Origin of the sequence: Wenzhouxiangella sp. AB-CW3, from assembly GCF_014725735.1 — a bacterium.
Taxonomy (GTDB): domain Bacteria; phylum Pseudomonadota; class Gammaproteobacteria; order Xanthomonadales; family Wenzhouxiangellaceae; genus Wenzhouxiangella.
In genome coordinates, this window is the sequence record NZ_CP061368.1 from 3,180,434 (window position 1) to 3,198,031 (window position 17,598).

Genomic DNA, 17,598 nt, shown 5'->3' on the forward strand with positions numbered 1-17,598 from the left:
TCGGTAGCGGGGTTTCTGAAGGTCTGTTGGCTGTTGGTGCTTGCGCTAGACGTACCCGCTACCTGTCCCGGTAAGTACGAGAATGGAAATAATAAGTACGAGTACGAGCGCGACGGCCTGCTGGCGGGAAGCAGCCAGAATCACGCCTTCAGCGCCGTTGCGGGCGCGGAAAGTCGAAGGCGAATTGAAGGTCTGGCCGTTCATTGGTTTTTAGCATGCGCGCATTTTCAAACCAATGTCAACCCCCAAATTCAAAAAAGAATCCTTGGACAGGCTGCCGCTTGCTTCTCAGGTTTTGAGAATCGGCTTGGGCATAATGGGCACATGATTGATGAGGGCTCCCTGATTCTGACGCCGACGGCCCGACTGGCCCGGTCGGTGTTGCGGCAAGTCGCCGCCACGAACATCGAGCACAACCGGGTCAGTTGGCGGCAACCCGAGGTGTTGTCGTTTCCGGCCTGGCTGTCGCGCTTGCGCGAGCAGTGGTTTCTTGACGGCGACGATGACTGCATACCGGTCAGTGCTTCGCAGGCACTGGTGCTCTGGCGTTCGGTGATCGACAAGGACATCTTTATCGGCGAGCCCCGGGTGGCCGAACTGGCCCAGGCGGCCTGGCGACTGATTCATGAACACCGGCTGCCGCACCCCGGCGACTGGGAATCCATTTGGCTATCGGAGGACCAACGCCGCTTTCGCGACTGGGTCGGGCGCTTCGAGTCTCTTTGCCGGGAACGCGGGCTGGTCGATGACTGGAGCCTGGCCGCACGCCTGCCGGAGTTGATCCGCGAGGGCCGGCTGGACGTTCCGAAACAACTGCTGCTGCGCGGTTTCGATTTGCCCATGAATGCCCTGCAGGCCGCCATCATCAAGGCCGCAGAAGCGGCCGGCAGTGAGGTTGGCAAGGACGAGGCAGACGACCGGCCAGCCGCACGGCCGGAGCTTCTGGAGTTTGACTTGCCGGATGCTGAACTATGCGCCGCCGCGCGCTGGGCGCGCAAGCAACTGGAGCACGATCCCGACGCCCGCATCGGCATCGTCGTGCCGGACCTGCGGCAGCGGCTGCTGCAGGTGGAGCGTCAGTTCCAGCGGGTTTTCGATCCTCCGGGTTTTGCGCTGCATGCCGCCAGCTCGCGGGCCTGGCATGTATCACTAGGCCACGCGCTGTCGGACTGGCCGCTGGTTGATGATGCATTGAGCCTGCTGGCACTCAAGCCCTGGCGCATCAGCCAGCCTGAAGCCGGGCGGCTGTTGCGCTCGCCATTTCTCGATGGCTGGAACAGAGAGGCGCGCGCTCGCGATGCGGTGCGCGCGCTGCTGGCCCAGCGCTCGCCCTACGCGATCACGGCCGGCGAGCTGATGCATCAGGCCAGCAAGGGCCAGGCGGTCGTACTGGGACGCAAGCTGGTGGACTGGCAGAACCAGCGACGCGCACAGCCCGATCGCGCCTGGCCATCGAACTGGGCCCGACACTTTCAACTGGAACTCAGCGCGCTGGGGTTTGGCCATGGCCGAGCGCTGAACAGCCGCGAATACCAGACCCTGCAACGCTGGCACGATTTGCTCGAGGAGTTCAGCGCCCTGGATCTCGTGCATGAACAACCTCTGACCCGGGCACAGGCCCGGCAGGCACTGGCCGACCGTGCCGGCTCGGTGGTGTTTCGCGAGCGCAACCCCGGTGCCGCGATTGAAGTGCTGGGCGTGGAAGAAGCACTGGGCGAGCGCTTCGATGCGGTCTGGATCAGCACACTGGACAGCGAGCACTGGCCCGGCCGCGTGCGCCGCGACCCGTTGATTCCGGCCCGGCTGCAGGCCGGGCTGCCGGGAGGCAGCAGCGAGGCCAGCCTGATTCGTGCCCGCCAGGAACTCGATGGACTATGCCGTACGGCACCCGAGGTGATGGGCAGCCATGCCCGCGGGGAAGCGGATGAACCCTTGCAGCGCACGGCCCTGATCGATGGGACGGCGGGTGAAATGATCGACGTCTCCGATCCCGTCGAGCCGGTGGCACTGGAACAGATCGAAGACGACAGCCAGGCCCCGCCGCTGGAACAGGACCAAAGCGGCGGCGGCACGGCCCTGCTTCAGCACCAGTCCGACTGTCCGTTCAAGGGTTTTGCCGTGTGGCGGCTGGGCGCCGAGGATACCCGGCCACCACGGCCGGGGCTGGATGCCCGCGCCCGCGGCAGCCTGTTGCACAACGCGCTGGAACGCTTCTGGAAAGACATTCCCGACCAGGCCACCCTGCTGGCCCTGAACCCGAAAAGTCTGGAGACCCGCATCGATCAAGCGGCCGAAGCGGCCATGGACGACTGGCAGCAGCGCGATCGGCTGACCCTGGGACAACGGGGCCGCAAACTGGAGCTGGATTGCCTGAAACGCGCCCTGACGCGCTGGCTGGAGCTGGAGAAGACGCGCGGGCCGTTTTCGATCAAGCGCCTGGAAGCGCCCATCGACATGCAGTTCGGCCGACTTCACTTGAGCGGAAAAATCGACCGCATCGACGAGATCGAAGGCGGCGGGGAACTGCTGATCGACTACAAGACCGGCAACGCGGCTCGCAATGGCTGGGCGCCGGACGCGCGGCTGGCCGACGTGCAGATGCCCGCCTATGCCATCAGTCTGCGCCCCAGGCCGGTGGCCCTGGCCTTTGCCCGGCTCAAGCCCGAATCTATGGCATTCGAAGGGCTGGCCGAGGTGAACCCGGAAGTCCACGGGATCGATGTCATCGGGCAGATCACGCGCAAGCCATTCAAGGAAACCGAGTCCTGGCAGGACCTGTTGAGGGACTGGGAAGCGGAACTCGAGGCACTGGCCGCGGAGTTTGTCGAGGGCCGGGCCGCGGTCGACCCGCGCCACCATGATGTCTGCAAATACTGCCATCTGCAGCCAATGTGTCGCATACATGAGCGAAAAGACCGCCTGACCGGAGAAGACGATGAGTGACCTGGAGCAGCGCCAACGCGCCGTCGACCCGAGCCGCTCGGTGATCGTGCAGGCACCGGCCGGGTCGGGCAAGACCACCCTGCTGGTCGAACGCTACCTGGGTCTGCTGGCCGTGGTCGACGCACCGGAAGAGATTCTGGCCATCACCTTTACCCGCAAGGCGGCCGCCGAGATGCGCGCGCGTATCCTCAAGTATCTGGACCCGGATTTCCACAGCGACAAACCGCACGAGCAGGCGGCGCTGGCCAAGGCGCGGGCGGTGCAGGATCGGGTCACGGACTGGGGCCTGCGCGAAAACCCGCAGCGCATGCTGATCCGCACCATCGACAGTTTCAACCATTACCTGGCCCGAACCATGCCGGTGGCCAGCCAGCTCGGTCCGGTGCCCGCGCCGGTGGAATACAACCAGAAGCTCTACCGCGAGGCCGCCCGGCGCGTGCTGGGCGCCGTGGACGCCAATGACCCGATTGCCGATGACCTGGAACAGTTGCTGCGCTGGCGCGACCACCGCACCCAGGATATCGAGAACCTGCTGGTCGGCCTGCTGGGCAGCCGCGACCAGTGGCTGCGCGCACTGGGCATTCACGGAACACCCGACCGCCAGGCGCTGGAAGACATTCTTCACCAGCGCGTGGTCAGCGGCCTGGACCAGGCGGCCGCGGCGCTGAACGATGCCCTGACCAAGGCTTGCATTTCAGCCGAGAACATATTGCGGTTGCTGCGCTTCGCGGCCGATACGCTTCACGGTGAAGGGCGGTCGTCGCCCATCGTGGCCTGCTCGGACATCACCGCCCTGCCCGGCGCCGACCCGGCCGACCTGCCGTACTGGCGCGGTCTGGCCAGGATGCTGCTCACCAAGGAAGGGAAGTTTCTCAAGCAGATCACCATCAAACAGGGCTTTCCACCCAAGACCCCGGAGAAAGAACAGCTCAGCGATGTTCTTGCAGCCATTGGCGATGACGAGAACCTGGCGGACCTGATTCACCAGGCCGCCCACATGCCCGAGCCGCGCTACCGCGATGATGAATGGAACACCCTGGCGGCACTGATCCGCGTGCTCGAACGCAGCGCGGCGGAACTGGAACTGGTGTTCGCCGCCGCCGGCCAGTCGGACTTTACCGGGCTCAGCCGGGCCGCGCTGCGCGGACTGGGCGACGAGGACAGCGGCTATACCGATCTGGCCCTGTACCTGGACCGCCGCATTCAACACATCCTGGTCGATGAATACCAGGACACCAACTGGTCGCAGTTCGAACTGCTGACCCGACTGGTCGGTGGCTGGCAGGCCGATGAAGCGCGCAGCCTGTTTCTGGTGGGCGATCCCATGCAGTCGATCTATCGTTTTCGCGAAGCCGAGGTGGGCCTGTTCATTCGCACCCGCGAAGCGGGCATCGGTGACCAGTCAGTCGAGGACTGTCGCCTGGCCAGCAACTTTCGTTCGCGCGCCGAGATTGTCGACTGGGTCAATCGCAAGCTGGGGCCGGTGTTTCCGGCCACCGAAGATATCTCGGCCGGGGCCGTGGCCTATGCGCCCTCCGAACCGGGGCTGGGCAGTGGCGGGCAGGTCGAACTGCTGGCCCGGCCCGACCGGGCCAGCGAAGCCGAAGCGGTGGCCGAAACCATCGCCACCGCCCTGGCGGAGAACCAGCATCGGCCCGACTACAAGGCCGCGATTATTGTGCGGGCCCGCAGCCACCTGGCCGATATCCTGCCGGCACTGGCCCGGCACAACATTCCCTACCGGGCCGTCAAGCTCGATCCGCTGCAGACCCGGCCGGTGGTCCAGGATCTGCTGGCGCTGACCCGCGCCATTGTCCATCCCACCGATCGCGCCGCGGTTTATTCGGTACTGCGCTCACCATTGTGTGGCGCCACCCTGGCCGACCTGACCACGCTGGCGACCAATGGACAGCACCCGCTGGATGCCGATGCCCTGGATGGGCTGACCGGCGAGTCGCGGGCTCGCGTGTTGCGGGTGGCCGAGGCGCTGGAAAATGCCCAGGACCACTGGCGGCGAAGACCGTTGCGCGAACTGGTCGAGGGCTGCTGGCACCGGCTGGGCGGCCCGCAGTGCAGTAGCGACCCGGAAGCCGCGCTGCGTGATGCCGGCGCTTACCTCGATGCCCTGGCCACGGCCGAACAGGAAGGTTTGCTGGACGACTGGAACGACTTCGAGGAGTTGCTGGACGGACTGTCGACCGAAGGCGATCCGCCAAGCGAATCGGTGCAGCTCGAAATCCTGACCATGCATGGCGCCAAGGGGCTGGAGTGGGACCTGGTGGTGCTGCCCGGGCTGGGCCACGGTACGCGCGGACAGGATCGCAGCCTGCTGAACTGGTTGCCGTTCACGCCTGATGATGGCAGCGAGCAGGTACTGCTGGCACCGCTGCGCTCGGCCAATGAAGCAACCGACCCGCCTCTCAATGAACTGATTCGCCGCGAACAGAAGCTGCGCGACCGGTTCGAGCATCAGCGTCTTCTGTACGTGGCCGCGACCCGCGCCCGAGAACACCTGGTGCTGTCCACCGTACTCGACCCGGAACCGAAGAAGCAAAAACCGGCATCCGACAGCCTGCTGGCTGACCTCTGGCCCACCCTGGGCCAGGAATTCATCAACGCGCTGAACGAGGCACCCGAGCCGGACACGACAGGTTCCAACAACGGGCGTCCCGATCAATCGTTGAAACACCCACCGGCCGGCTGGGCACCCGCAACCACTCCGGCGCTGGCCTTCACGCCACGACTGCCGCCGCGCGAGACCGATATCGAAATCGAGTTCAACTGGGCCGGCGTCCAGGCCCGGCGCACCGGCACCGTTCTGCACCGGCTGCTCGAACAGGTCGGGCGCATCGGCATCGAATCATTCACCGACCAGCAGCGACAGCGACTGCTCGATCGCATCCCCGCCCTGCTGCAAACCATGGGAACCAGCCATGACGAAGTCGAAGACCTTGCAGCCGTGGTGCGGAAGGCTTTTGAACAGACGCTGGACAGCGACAGCGGGCGCTGGATACTGAGCGAGACACACGATGATGCCGGCTGCGAACTCGCAGTCAGCGGCATGATCGATGGTCAACTGGTCAACGCCATCGTCGACCGCACCTTCGTCGACGACAAGGGCGTACGCTGGATCATCGACTACAAGTCCGGCTTCCACGAAGGCGGCAATCTCGAACACTTTCTGACCGAAGAGGCAAAGCGCTACCGCGACCAGCTTGATCTCTACCGCCGACTGTTCGAGGCCATGGAAGACCGCCCGGTACGTACCGCACTGTACCTGCCCAGACACCAGGCACTGCAGGAAGTCTGATCGTTTCGACGGGCACCTCGAAAGATCAAACCGGGCATGATGCCAATGCAGGGGTGAGCCCGGCTCTTCACATCGGGGCGACTCCTGGGTTAATGTGGTCTTCGGGCTTCCGTCGGGTAATACCATGGCCACCTTCGACTTTCATTTCGACGAAGATCATCCGCTCTATCCCCTGGTCAAGTGGGTCATCATCGTGCTGGCCATCGCGCTGGTGCTGGGTGTCGTGCACCAGGTGGGCACCGGCTTCTGGCGCTTCTCGCAGAGCTATGAGGGCGAAGTGGTAGCCAAGGAGACCACCGCCAACTGGCTGGCTTTCTTCAGGGATCCCCCGGACCATGAGAACCCCGGAGAGCGGGAACGTCGGCGCACCAACTACTGGCTGAAGATCGAGACCCCGGATGGGGACTTACAGCGTGTCAAGGTGCATTCCAGCATGTACCGCAGGGTTTCCGAAGGAGATCGGATCAGCAAGGACAGCTGGCAGCTACATCCCAGGCAGGTAGGCGAGGCACAAAATTCCGACGACTGACTGATCTGAGAAAGCTGATTCGTGGATAGTGCCGGCGGCGACTTCACGCCCCAACAGGGAACCAGCGCGCTGGTGGGCGCCATCACGACCGACCCGCGCGCCACTGACGACTTTCATGGTCGCACACGACGGGCACCCCCTGATGACACCGAGGTCGGGGCAGTTGTCCTTCCCGCATTGTTCGCCGATAGATTCCAGGCGGAGTAAGTCTTAATCAGCCGACGAAATACTTCACATAAAACCATAGCCCGGTGATGCCTAGCACAAGCAGCATTGGTGCCACCACCATGGGATCCCTGCGTTCGAGCTGGGTCAGAAACAGCTGACTCTGTGTCAACCACTTCGCATGACGTTGCAGCAGGGGCATCAGTCTCCGATCAAACTGTTTATCGTTAATCAGGATCTTGCCATTACCAAGCCGGAATGGTACGAAATGCCGATCCCATAGCATTGCGTTGGTGCCGTACTGTACTTCGCGCGGCTCGATTCGGCACACCGTTTCATCGTCTATCGCCAGCAGAAGCTGCTGTTCTTCCATACCCAGTCTATACCGGGTCCATCGGCCGATCTGTCGGGCGGCAACCGTCATGAATGCACTCAACATCAGAAACATGCCCCACGTCATGATCAGCAAGTGATTCATGGTACTGGCTTGATCCTCGGGTGCCGCACCCGTCAACGAGGTGAAGGTATACCAAATCACTGCAATTAACATCAAAGGTATGCCCGCCAGCCCGAAATTAGTGGTCAAACGAAGGCTTCTGATGGTTTTCAGATCATACTCGAACCAGTAGGGCCCATCCTCGGCAACCACAGCATGCGCGGAAGCTTCTGCTGGTTCGGCTGAGTCTTCAGTCGCTCTGGCTTGACGCAGGCCGAAGAGCAGAAAACCACCGGCCAGAGACAGCAACAGGGCCATCTGCAACCACAGGGTTCGGGTTCGGGCCGCCACCTCATCGCCAAGCTCTTCCAGGTACGGGCCAAGACCGGGTGGCTCGACCGGGGTAAGAGACTCGTCGGCAGGATCGAAGTACAACAGCTCGTCTGCCCCGAGAACGGCCAGCATCAGGCCTTCGCGGTAAGCTGTCAGTCCGACCACATCGGTGAGCATGGGATCGGCGATTCGATGAACACGCTGCCAGTCGGGGTCGATTCGAAACAGCTCTCCGTCTTTCATGGCCATATTGGTTGATACCAACCACCAGAAGCCATCGGCAAAACCCAGTCGAATCGGCATGCGCCGTCTATCCGTCGCGTCATGCTCCAGCAGGCGAAACACCGTCTCGGATTCGCCGAAACGGTTGCCGGCCACCGACATCCGGGTCACCCTGTGGCCATTGGTATCGACCAGGTACAGGGCATCGTCCCTCCAGTGCAGATCATTGGGGAAGCGGGCTTGCCGGTACCGATCCAGGATGCGGCCATTGCCGTCAAGCAGGTAGACCTTGTGTCGACCGGTGTCGGCCAGGGCGAAGCGTTCGTCGGGCAAGGACACCATGGCGAAATCGTCATTGAGCTCGAGTTCGCTTGCCCCCCAGCGATCACATTGTCGCAGTCCATTCCGGCAATGCTCGATGGTGCTTGTGCCGCCGGCACTGGGCGAGTGCCTCAGGAAACGCCGGATTCTGTCACGGTGAGAAACGGACTTCCCGCCGGTGTTGATCAGCCAGCTGCCGTCCCCGAGCTCCAGCAGGGCGCCCTGATAGCGCTCGATGCCGCGGGGACGGAAATCGAGACTGCGTTCTTCGTCCACCGCCATCCATTGACCCGCGACCCGAACCAGCAACTGTCCGTCATCATCGGTCACGAATCGATCGGGAAACGGACGGACCAGCAATGGACTGGTCAGAAAATAGACCACCACCGCCAGAACGGCCAGAATGATGAAAGGATATGCATAGCGATTATCTATGCTTAGATTCAGTACACTCTTCGACACCCTCTACTCCCTACGCCATCTACGGCAACAATCTCCCAGCCACGATTTTACCCGATTTATCCAGCAGAACAATCACCTCGGCAGCAATACCGATAGAATGAAGCGACTGATATCAGGAGAGCGTCTAGTATGGAATGGCTGAGCTGGGAACTACTCTACTGGCCGGCATGGGTACTGGCCATCGTATTGATCCTGGTCGGCCTGGCAGGAACCATTCTCCCGGTACTGCCGGGCGTGCCCATCGTGTTGCTGGGGCTGATCCTGATCGCCTGGCTGGATGGTTTCGCGCAGGTGGGATTCTGGACGCTGGCCTGGCTGACCGTGCTGGCGATGCTGTCGGTCATTATCGATTTCCTGGCTACAGCCGAAGGGGCACGACGTTTCGGTGCCGGACGGCTGGCCATACTGGGTGCGGCCGTGGGGCTGCTGGTCGGCATCTTCTTCGGCCTGCCGGGCATTTTGTTCGGGCCGTTCGTGGGGGCGGTGGTCGGCCACCTGATCGGGAAGGCGAACCTGGATGATTCGATGCGTGCCGGTGTGGGGGCCACCATCGGCGTCATGGTCGGCACGATCTCGAAGATCGTGATTGCGTTTGTCATGCTGGTTTGGTTTGGGGTGGCTTGGTGGTTGTGAGGGGTTAAGTGTTAAGTGTGAGGTGTGAGGTGTGAGGTGTGAAGTGTGAAGTGTGAAGTGTGAAGTGTGAAGTGTGAAGTGTGAAGTGTGAAGTGTGAAGTGGGGCTTGCGGGTGGGTTTTCTGTTGCGGGAGGTTTGGGTGGCTTTGGGGGGGTTGGGTGTTAGGTGTTAGGTGTTAGGTGTTGCGGGCTGGGAGGTTTTGATTGTCGTCCCGGAATCGCCTTGGGCGATATCCGGGGCCTCGCACTGTGAGGTTGGCATGGTGTTGAACGAGGATTGCCGTGCAGATGGCCAGCGTGCGAGGTCCCGGCGCTACGGCCGGAACGACGGGGTGGGAAGATGTTGGGTGTGATGCGAGGCGAGCGGAGAAGTTTAGTTGTCGTCCCGGAATCGCCTCAGGCGATATCCGGGACCTCGCACGGTGGGGTTGGCATGGTGTTGAACGAAGATTACCGTGCAGATGGCCAGCGTGCGAGGTCCCGGCGCTACGGCCGGAACGACGGGGTGGGAAGATGTTGGGTGTGATGCGAGGCGAGCGGAGAAGTTTAGTTGTCGTCCCGGAATCGCCTCAGGCGATATCCGGGACCTCGCACGGTGGGGTTGGCATGGTGTTGAACGAAGATTACCGTGCAGATGGCCAGCGTGCGAGGTCCCGGCGCTACGGCCGGAACGACGGGGTGGGAAGATGTTGGGTGTGATGCGAGGCGAGCGGAGAAGTTTAGTTGTCGTCCCGGAATCGCCTCAGGCGATATCCGGGACCTCGCACGGTGGGGTTGGCATGGTGTTGAACGAAGATTACCGTGCAGATGGCCAGCGTGCGAGGTCCCGGCGCTACGGCCGGAACGACGGGGTGGGAAGATGTTGGGTGTGATGCGAGGCGAGCGGAGAAGTTTAGTTGTCGTCCCGGAATCGCCTCAGGCGATATCCGGGACCTCGCACGGTGGGGTTGGCATGGTGTTGAACGAAGATTACCGTGCAGATGGCCAGCGTGCGAGGTCCCGGCGCTAGGGCCGGGATGACGGGGTGGGAAGATGTTGGGTGTGATGTGAGGCGAGCGGAGAGATTTAATGGTCGTCCCGGAATCGCCTCAGGCGATATCCGGGACCTCGCACGGTGGGGTTGGCATGGTGTTGAACGAGGATTGCCGTGCAGATGGCCAGCGTGCGAGGTCCCGGCGCTACGGCCGGAACGACGGGGTGGGAAGATGTTGGGTGTGATGCGAGGCGAGCGGAGAAGTTTAGTTGTCGTCCCGGAATCGCCTCAGGCGATATCCGGGACCTCGCACGGTGGGGTTGGCATGGTGTTGAACGAAGATTACCGTGCAGATGGCCAGCGTGCGAGGTCCCGGCGCTACGGCCGGAACGACGGGGTGGGAAGATGTTGGGTGTGATGCGAGGCGAGCGGAGAAGTTTAGTTGTCGTCCCGGAATCGCCTCAGGCGATATCCGGGACCTCGCACCGTGGGGTTGGCATGGTGTTGAACGAAGATTACCGTGCAGATGGCCAGCGTGCGAGGTCCCGGCGCTACGACCGGAACGACGGGGTGGGAAGATGTTGGGTGTGATGTGAGGCGAGCGGAGAAGTTTAGTTGTCGTCCCGGAATCGCCTCAGGCGATATCCGGGACCTCGCACGGTGGGGTTGGCATGGTGTTGAACGAAGATTACCGTGCAGATGGCCAGCGTGCGAGGTCCCGGCGCTACGGCCGGAACGACGGGGTGGGAAGATGTTGGGTGTGATGCGAGGCGAGCGGAGAAGTTTAGTTGTCGTCCCGGAATCGCCTCAGGCGATATCCGGGACCTCGCACGGTGGGGTTGGCATGGTGTTGAACGAAGATTACCGTGCAGATGGCCAGCGTGCGAGGTCCCGGCGCTAGGGCCGGGATGACGGGGTGGGAAGATGTTGGGTGTGATGTGAGGCGAGCGGAGAGATTTAATGGTCGTCCCGGAATCGCCTCAGGCGATATCCGGGACCTCGCACCGTGGGGTTGGCATGGTGTTGAACGAAGATTACCGTGCAGATGGCCAGCGTGCGAGGTCCCGGCGCTACGGCCGGAACGACGGGGTGGGAATGTCTAGACGAAGGCGCTGATGCATAGGCTGATGAGGCCGCCGGAGAAGATTCCAAGGCCGAGGACGGCGGTGCCGTTGATGGTTAGGACGGCGCGGAAGTCCACGGGGGCGGGGACGCGGTCGGGGGTTTCGGGTTCGTCGAAGTACATTAGTTTGACGACGCGCAGGTAGTAGAAGGCGCCGATGACCGCGGTGATTACGGCCAGGACGGCCAGGGCGGTGAAGCCGGCGGACAGGGCGGCGGCGATGACTTGCCACTTGGCGAAGAAGCCGGCGAAAACCGGGATGCCGGCCAGCGAAAACAGGATCATCATCATCAGGAAGGCATGCCAAGGGTTACGCCGGGCCAGGCCCTTGAAGTCATCGAGCTGGTCAGCCTCGATGCCGTTGTTCGACAGCAGGATGATGACGGCGAAGGCGCCGGCGGACATGATGGCGTAGACGATGGCATAGAACATGGCCGCCGCATAGCCCTCGGGCGTGCCCGCCAGGATGCCCAACAACATGAAGCCCATGTGCGCGATGGTCGAATAGGCCAGCATGCGCTTGATGTTGGTCTGGGCGATGGCCGCGACATTGCCGATGATCAGTGACAGCGCGGCCAGCACCACCAGCATGGCCTGCCAGTCGTCATGCAGGCCGCTCAGGCCATTGTCGAGCAGGCGGATGGCCAGGGCCAGGCCGGCCAGCTTGGGTACCGAGGCGATGAACAGGGTGATGGCCAGCGGTGCGCCGTGGTAGACATCGGGCACCCACATGTGAAACGGCACGGCGCCGAGCTTGAAGGCGATGCCGATGACCACGAACACCAGGCCGAAAGTCAGCAGCATGTCATCGCCCACTCCCGCACCAAGCGCCGAACTGATCTCGCCAAGCTGCAAAGAGCCGGTGGCACCGAAGATCAGACTCATGCCATAGAGCAGCATGCCCGAGGCCAGCGAGCCGAGGATGAAGTACTTCATTGCCGCCTCGGAGCCGGGCAGTGAATCGCGATTGAGGGCAATCAGGGCATAGGTCGACAGCGCCAGCAACTCCAGGCCCAGGTAAAGCGTGAGCATGCTCGAGGCCGAGATCATCACCATCACGCCAATCAGGGCAAACAGGGTGAGCGTGTAGAACTCGCCCTTGAACAGACTGAACATCCTGAGATAGTGCTTGGCGTAAACATAGACGCCCGCGAGTATAATGTAGCTGAAAACCTTGAGCACGTCGCCGAATCGATCGCGTACGAAGGTATCGGCAAAGGCATGCGCGACCTCGCCAGGCTCCATCATCAAACGCCCGGTCAGAATGGCGGCAAAGATCAGCGTGCCCACCGCCAGCGTATGCGTCAGCCCGCGCCGCTCTTCGGCAATAAACAGATCGGCCAGCAGAATGACACAGGCCATCGTCAGCACAAAGATCTCGGGCAACGCCAGTTGTAATTCGGCAATCGTCATGTCGGCTTCACTTCAAACATTTGATTGGAACCGCAGATGAACGCGGATAAACGCAGATCAACAGGAACAACAAGTTCGACATCGGCAAAAGAATGCCTCACTTGCTTCATCCGCAAGGCTGCCCGCCCTTCCAATCTGTGTTCATCTGCGTTCATCTGCGGTTCAATAATTCATCAATTAAGCTTCGACTGCATGATGTGCTCGACCAGGTTCTGGACGGACGCTTCCATCATTTCGATGAGCGGATACGGCCATACGCCCACGCCGATGACCAGCACGGCGAGTACGGTCAGGACCAGCCATTCGCGCCGGCCCAGGTCTTTGAGCTTGGCCACGCCCTGGTTGGCCACCTCGCCGTAGAACACCCGCTTGACCAGCCACAGGCTGTAGGCCGCGCCCAGGATCAGGGTGGTGCCGGCGACGAAGGCGAACCAGAAGTTGGCATGGAAGGCGGCCAGGATGACCATGAATTCGCCGACGAAGCCCGAGGTGCCCGGCAGGCCGGAGTTGGCCATAAAGAACAGCACGGCGAACATGGCGAACCAGGGCATGGTGTTGGCCACGCCGCCGTAGGCATTGATATCGCGGCTGTGCATGCGATCGTAGAGCACGCCCACGGCCAGGAACATGGCGCCGGAAATAAAGCCGTGCGAGATCATCTGCACCATCGCCCCGGTGATGCCCAGCCCGGCGCCGGTGGTCTCGCCGGTATTGCGGGCAATGGCAAAGGCCAGAAACAGCCCCAGCGTGACAAAACCCATGTGCGAAATCGAGCTGTAGGCGATCAGCTTTTTCATATCGCTTTGCGCCAGGGCGACAAAACCGATATAGGCAATGGCCACCAGCGACAGACCGATGACCAGCCAGTCCAGCGCGGCGGCGGCATCGGGGGTAATCGGCAACGAAAACCGCACCAGCCCGTAACCGCCGATCTTGAGCATGACCGCGGCCAGCACCACGGAACCGCCGGTGGGCGCCTCGACATGGGCGTCGGGCAACCACGTATGCACCGGCCACATCGGCACCTTGACAGCAAACGCGATCAGGAAGGCCAGGAAGATCCAGATCTGGGCGGCCAGGGCAATCGGGAAGTCATGAAGATCGAGAATGGCGAAGCTGCCCGACTGCAGGTACAGCCAGATCAGCGCGATCAGCATGAACACCGAACCGAAGAAGGTGAACAGGAAGAACTTGATGGTGGCGTAGATGCGGTTGGGCCCGCCCCAGATACCGATGATCAGGAACATCGGCACCAGCATGGCTTCGAAGAAGACGTAGAACAGCAACGCGTCGAGCGCGGAGAATACGCCCACCATCAGCCCCTGCAGCAGCAGGAAAGCGGCCATGTAGAGGTGCGGCTGATTCTTTATTTGCCACCCGGCAACGATGATCAGCACCCCGATCAGCGTGGTCAGCAGAATCAGCGGCAGTGAAAGACCATCGACACCCAGATGATAATTGACGTCGAAAGCCCCGATCCAGACGGTCTTTTCCTGGAACTGCATGGCCGATGTGGTGACATCGAAGCCGGCGTAGAGCACCAGTGACAGCACGAAGCTGACCAGGGCGACGATCAGTGCCACCGGCCGCACCAGTTTGGGTGCGCGCACGCCCAGAGCGGCAACGCCGAAGGCCGCGACGATCGGAATCCAGATCAGCAGGCTGAGCAATGGCCAGTCGAGCATTCTTCCGATCCTTCTATCTCAGGAGCACGAACGACGCCACGAGCGCCACCAGGGCGACGACCATGACGAAAGCGTAGTGGTAGAGGAAACCCGACTGAAGCTGGCGCAGTGCGCCCGCCATGCGTCCGACCAGGCGCGCCGAACCATTGACCAGCCAGCCGTCGATGACCGTACGGTCGCCGCCGCGCGACAGGCCGTCGGCTACCTTGAGCCCGGCACCCGTGAGCACCTTCTGATACAGCTCGTCGAACCAGTACTTGCGATCGAGCACGGTCCACAGGGGCATGACGCGGGCGCGAATGCGCTCGGCCAGTGACGGGTTGAACAAGTAAACATATGTGGCGATGGCCACACCCAGCATGGCCAGCCAGAACACCGGGGTGATGAAGCCATGCAGGGCAAAGGCAAACGGCCCGTCGAACTTGTCGGCCAGGGCCAGCACCACGTCGTTGGCGGCGCGCACGGTAATGGCATCGGACAGGGCACCGCCGAACAGCAGCGGCTCGACGGTAAAGTAGCCGATCAGCACCGAGGGAATGGCCAGCAGGATCAACGGGATGGTCACGACCAGCGGCGATTCGTGGGCATGGGATTTCGTTTCCTCGTCCATGCGCGTCGGGCCGTGGAAGGCCAGGTAGAGCATGCGGAAGCTGTAGAGTGCGGTGACGACCACGCCGGCGTAGACGGCGAAGGTGGCGAATGCGACGCCGGGACGTTCGGCGAGCTTGACCGCCTCGATGATCAGATCCTTGGAATAGAAGCCGGAGAAGAACGGAAAGCCGATCAGTGCCAGTGAACCGATCCAGGCGGTGGCTGCAGTGACCGGCAGATACTTTGACAGCCCACCCATCTCGCGCATGTCCTGCTTGTGGTGCAGGGCGATGATGACCGACCCGGCGGCCAGAAACAGCAGCGCCTTGAAGAAGGCATGGGTCATCAGGTGGAAGATGGCGGCGGTGTAGGCCGATGCGCCCAGCGCCACGGTCATGTAGCCGAGCTGCGAGAGCGTGGAGTAGGCCACCACGCGCTTGATGTCGTGCTGGACGATGCCGATCAGGCCCATGAACAGCGCCGTGACCGCGCCGATGATCAGGATAAAGCTCAGCGCCACTTCCGAGGACTCAAAGATCGGCGAGAGGCGCGCGACCATGAAGATGCCGGCAGTCACCATGGTGGCGGCATGGATCAGTGCCGAGATCGGCGTGGGGCCTTCCATGGAATCGGGCAGCCACACATGCAGCGGCACCTGCGCCGACTTGCCCATCGCGCCGATGAACAGGCAGATGCAGATAAAGGTCATCAGCGACCATTCGGTCGCACCGAAGATGGAAATGGTCGTGCCTTCGACCGTGCCGACCTGGCCGAAGACCTCGGCATAGTGCAGCGACCCGAAATACATCAATACCGCGGCAATGCCCAACAGAAAACCGAAATCGCCGATGCGGTTGACCAGGAAGGCCTTGAGGTTGGCTTTCGTCGCCGAATCCTTCCTGAACCAGAAGCCGATCAGCAGGTAGGAGACCAGGCCGACGGCCTCCCAGCCGAAGAACAGCTGCAGGAAGTTGTTGGCCATGACCAGCATCAGCATGGCGAAGGTGAACAGGTTGAGGTAGGCGAAAAAGCGCTGGTAGCTGTCGTCTTCGGCCATGTAGCCGATGGTGTAGACATGCACCATCAGCGAGACGAAGGTGACCACCACCATCATCAAGGCAGTGAGACTGTCGATCAGAAAGCCGATCTCGAAGCGGATGCCGTCGGTCACGGCCCAGGTGTAGACGCTGTAGTCGAGCACCGGCAGGCCGTTGAAGAAGACTTCCCATGCCACGTAAGCGGACAACAGGAAAGACCCGGCCACCGCCCCGATCGTGACCCAGTGCGCCCCGGCCCGACCCACCTGATGCCGGAACAGCCCCGCGATCAGACAACCGATCAACGGCAGCATCGGAATCAGCAAAATGACGGTCTTGATATTCACGGGGTTTCAGGCCTTTTGTTTTGAACCGCGGATGAACGCAGATCAACGCAGATAGAACGGAAAAAAGACCGATCCCCGCGACCAGAATTCTCTTGGCAGGAACTTTCCACAAACACCCGGTTTTTTGTTTGTCTATCTGCGTTCATCTGCGTTCATCCGCGGTTACAAATCAACCTTTCAAGTCGGCGATGTCTTCGACGTTGATGGAGCGGCGGCTTCTGAACAGCACCACCAGTATGGCCAGGCCGATGGCCGCTTCGGCAGCCGCGACGGTCAGGATGAAGAACACGAACACCTGGCCGTCCAGCACGTCGAGAAAACGCGAGAAGGCAACAAAATTGATATTGACCGCCAGCAACATAAGCTCGATGCACATCAGCAAGATGAGCACGTTCTTGCGGTTGATGAAGATGCCGGCCACGCTGATGGCGAACAGCACCGCGCCCAGGGTGAGAAAATGAGCCAGTGTGAGCATGTCAGCCGCCCTCCCCTTCGGACTTCATCTTGACCAGGCGTACCCGGTCTTCACGACGGACCTGGACCTGACGCCCGGGATCCTGCTGCCGGGCTTCCGGGCGCTTGCGGTGGGTCAGGGAGATGGCGGCAATAATGGCCACCAGCAACAGCACGGCCGCAATCTCGAAGGCATAGAGGTAGTCGGTATACAACAGCTCGCCGATAGCGCGGGTATGACTGTAGTCGTCGCCTTCATGCTCGGGCAGCGGCACCGACTCCATGCCCCGCGTCCAGATAACAAGAAACATCTGGATCGCCATGGCCAGTGCGACCAATACACCCGCCGGCAGATAGCGGGTAAAGCCCTCGCTGCTCGGGCTGATGTTGACGTCGAGCATCATGACCACGAATAGAAACAGCACCATGACCGTGCCCACGTAAACCAGCACCAGGACAATGGCCAGGAACTCGGCGTGCAGCAACATCCACAGGCAGGCTGCGGAGAAGAAGGCCAACACGAGAAACAGCACGGCGTAGACCGGATTACCCACGGTTACCACGCTCAGTGCCGATGCCACCAGCACCAGGCTGAACAGGTAGAAGACGATCTCGATCACGGG

Annotated in this window: 11 protein-coding genes; 4 read left to right on the forward strand and 7 right to left on the reverse strand. The window is 61.8% G+C overall.

Translation table 11 applies throughout. The annotated features are described in order from the left end of the window. The first annotated feature begins 324 nt into the window (after nt 1-324). From IC757_RS13745 to IC757_RS13755, 3 genes are all read left to right on the forward strand, one after another. Nucleotides 325-2,943 (forward strand): PD-(D/E)XK nuclease family protein, encoded by a 2,619-nt coding sequence (locus tag IC757_RS13745; protein ID WP_190974860.1) that lies wholly within the window; start codon nt 325-327, stop codon nt 2,941-2,943. Further along, nucleotides 2,936-6,253, forward strand: coding sequence for a UvrD-helicase domain-containing protein (locus tag IC757_RS13750; RefSeq protein WP_190974861.1), 3,318 nt, complete (start codon nt 2,936-2,938; stop codon nt 6,251-6,253). Before IC757_RS13745 ends, IC757_RS13750 begins: the two co-directional genes overlap by 8 nt. A gap of 124 nt (nt 6,254-6,377) precedes the next feature. Then, nucleotides 6,378-6,782, forward strand: coding sequence for a hypothetical protein (locus IC757_RS13755; protein ID WP_190974862.1), 405 nt, complete (start codon nt 6,378-6,380; stop codon nt 6,780-6,782). A 214-nt stretch (nt 6,783-6,996) separates the two neighbouring features. On the opposite strand, the gene IC757_RS13760 is transcribed toward IC757_RS13755, so the two are convergent. Continuing rightward, the gene (locus IC757_RS13760; protein ID WP_190974863.1) at nt 6,997-8,721 is read right to left on the reverse strand and encodes a hypothetical protein; all 1,725 of its coding nucleotides are present in this window, start codon (nt 8,719-8,721) and stop codon (nt 6,997-6,999) included. Nucleotides 8,722-8,850: 129 nt separating this feature from the next. Between IC757_RS13760 and IC757_RS13765 the strand changes: the two genes are divergently transcribed. Beyond that, nucleotides 8,851-9,354 (forward strand): DUF456 domain-containing protein, encoded by a 504-nt coding sequence (locus tag IC757_RS13765; RefSeq protein WP_190974864.1) that lies wholly within the window; start codon nt 8,851-8,853, stop codon nt 9,352-9,354. Between the two features lie 2,071 nt (nt 9,355-11,425). Here IC757_RS13765 and nuoN read toward each other — a convergent pair. The 6 genes from nuoN to IC757_RS13795 form a co-directional block, all read right to left on the reverse strand. Then, nucleotides 11,426-12,862 carry an NADH-quinone oxidoreductase subunit NuoN gene (gene nuoN, locus IC757_RS13770; protein WP_190974865.1) on the reverse strand — a complete coding sequence of 479 codons (1,437 nt, stop codon included), beginning with the start codon at nt 12,860-12,862 and terminating at the stop codon, nt 11,426-11,428. Further along, on the reverse strand, nt 12,859-13,017 hold the full coding sequence (locus IC757_RS13775; RefSeq protein WP_190974866.1) for a hypothetical protein: 159 nt from the start codon (nt 13,015-13,017) through the stop codon (nt 12,859-12,861). Before IC757_RS13775 ends, nuoN begins: the two co-directional genes overlap by 4 nt. An 18-nt stretch (nt 13,018-13,035) precedes the next feature. Next, nucleotides 13,036-14,547, reverse strand: a complete 1,512-nt coding sequence (locus IC757_RS13780) for an NADH-quinone oxidoreductase subunit M (protein ID WP_190974867.1) — start codon at nt 14,545-14,547, stop codon at nt 13,036-13,038. Between the two features lie 13 nt (nt 14,548-14,560). After that, complete coding sequence (gene nuoL, locus IC757_RS13785) at nt 14,561-16,516, reverse strand: NADH-quinone oxidoreductase subunit L (RefSeq protein ID WP_190977045.1); 1,956 nt, start codon at nt 16,514-16,516, stop codon at nt 14,561-14,563. Nucleotides 16,517-16,691: 175 nt separating this feature from the next. Further along, nucleotides 16,692-16,997 carry an NADH-quinone oxidoreductase subunit NuoK gene (nuoK, locus tag IC757_RS13790; protein ID WP_190974868.1) on the reverse strand — a complete coding sequence of 102 codons (306 nt, stop codon included), beginning with the start codon at nt 16,995-16,997 and terminating at the stop codon, nt 16,692-16,694. A 1-nt stretch (nt 16,998) separates the two neighbouring features. Continuing rightward, nucleotides 16,999-17,595, reverse strand: a complete 597-nt coding sequence (locus IC757_RS13795; protein WP_411913459.1) for an NADH-quinone oxidoreductase subunit J — start codon at nt 17,593-17,595, stop codon at nt 16,999-17,001. Nucleotides 17,596-17,598: the final 3 nt, after the last annotated feature.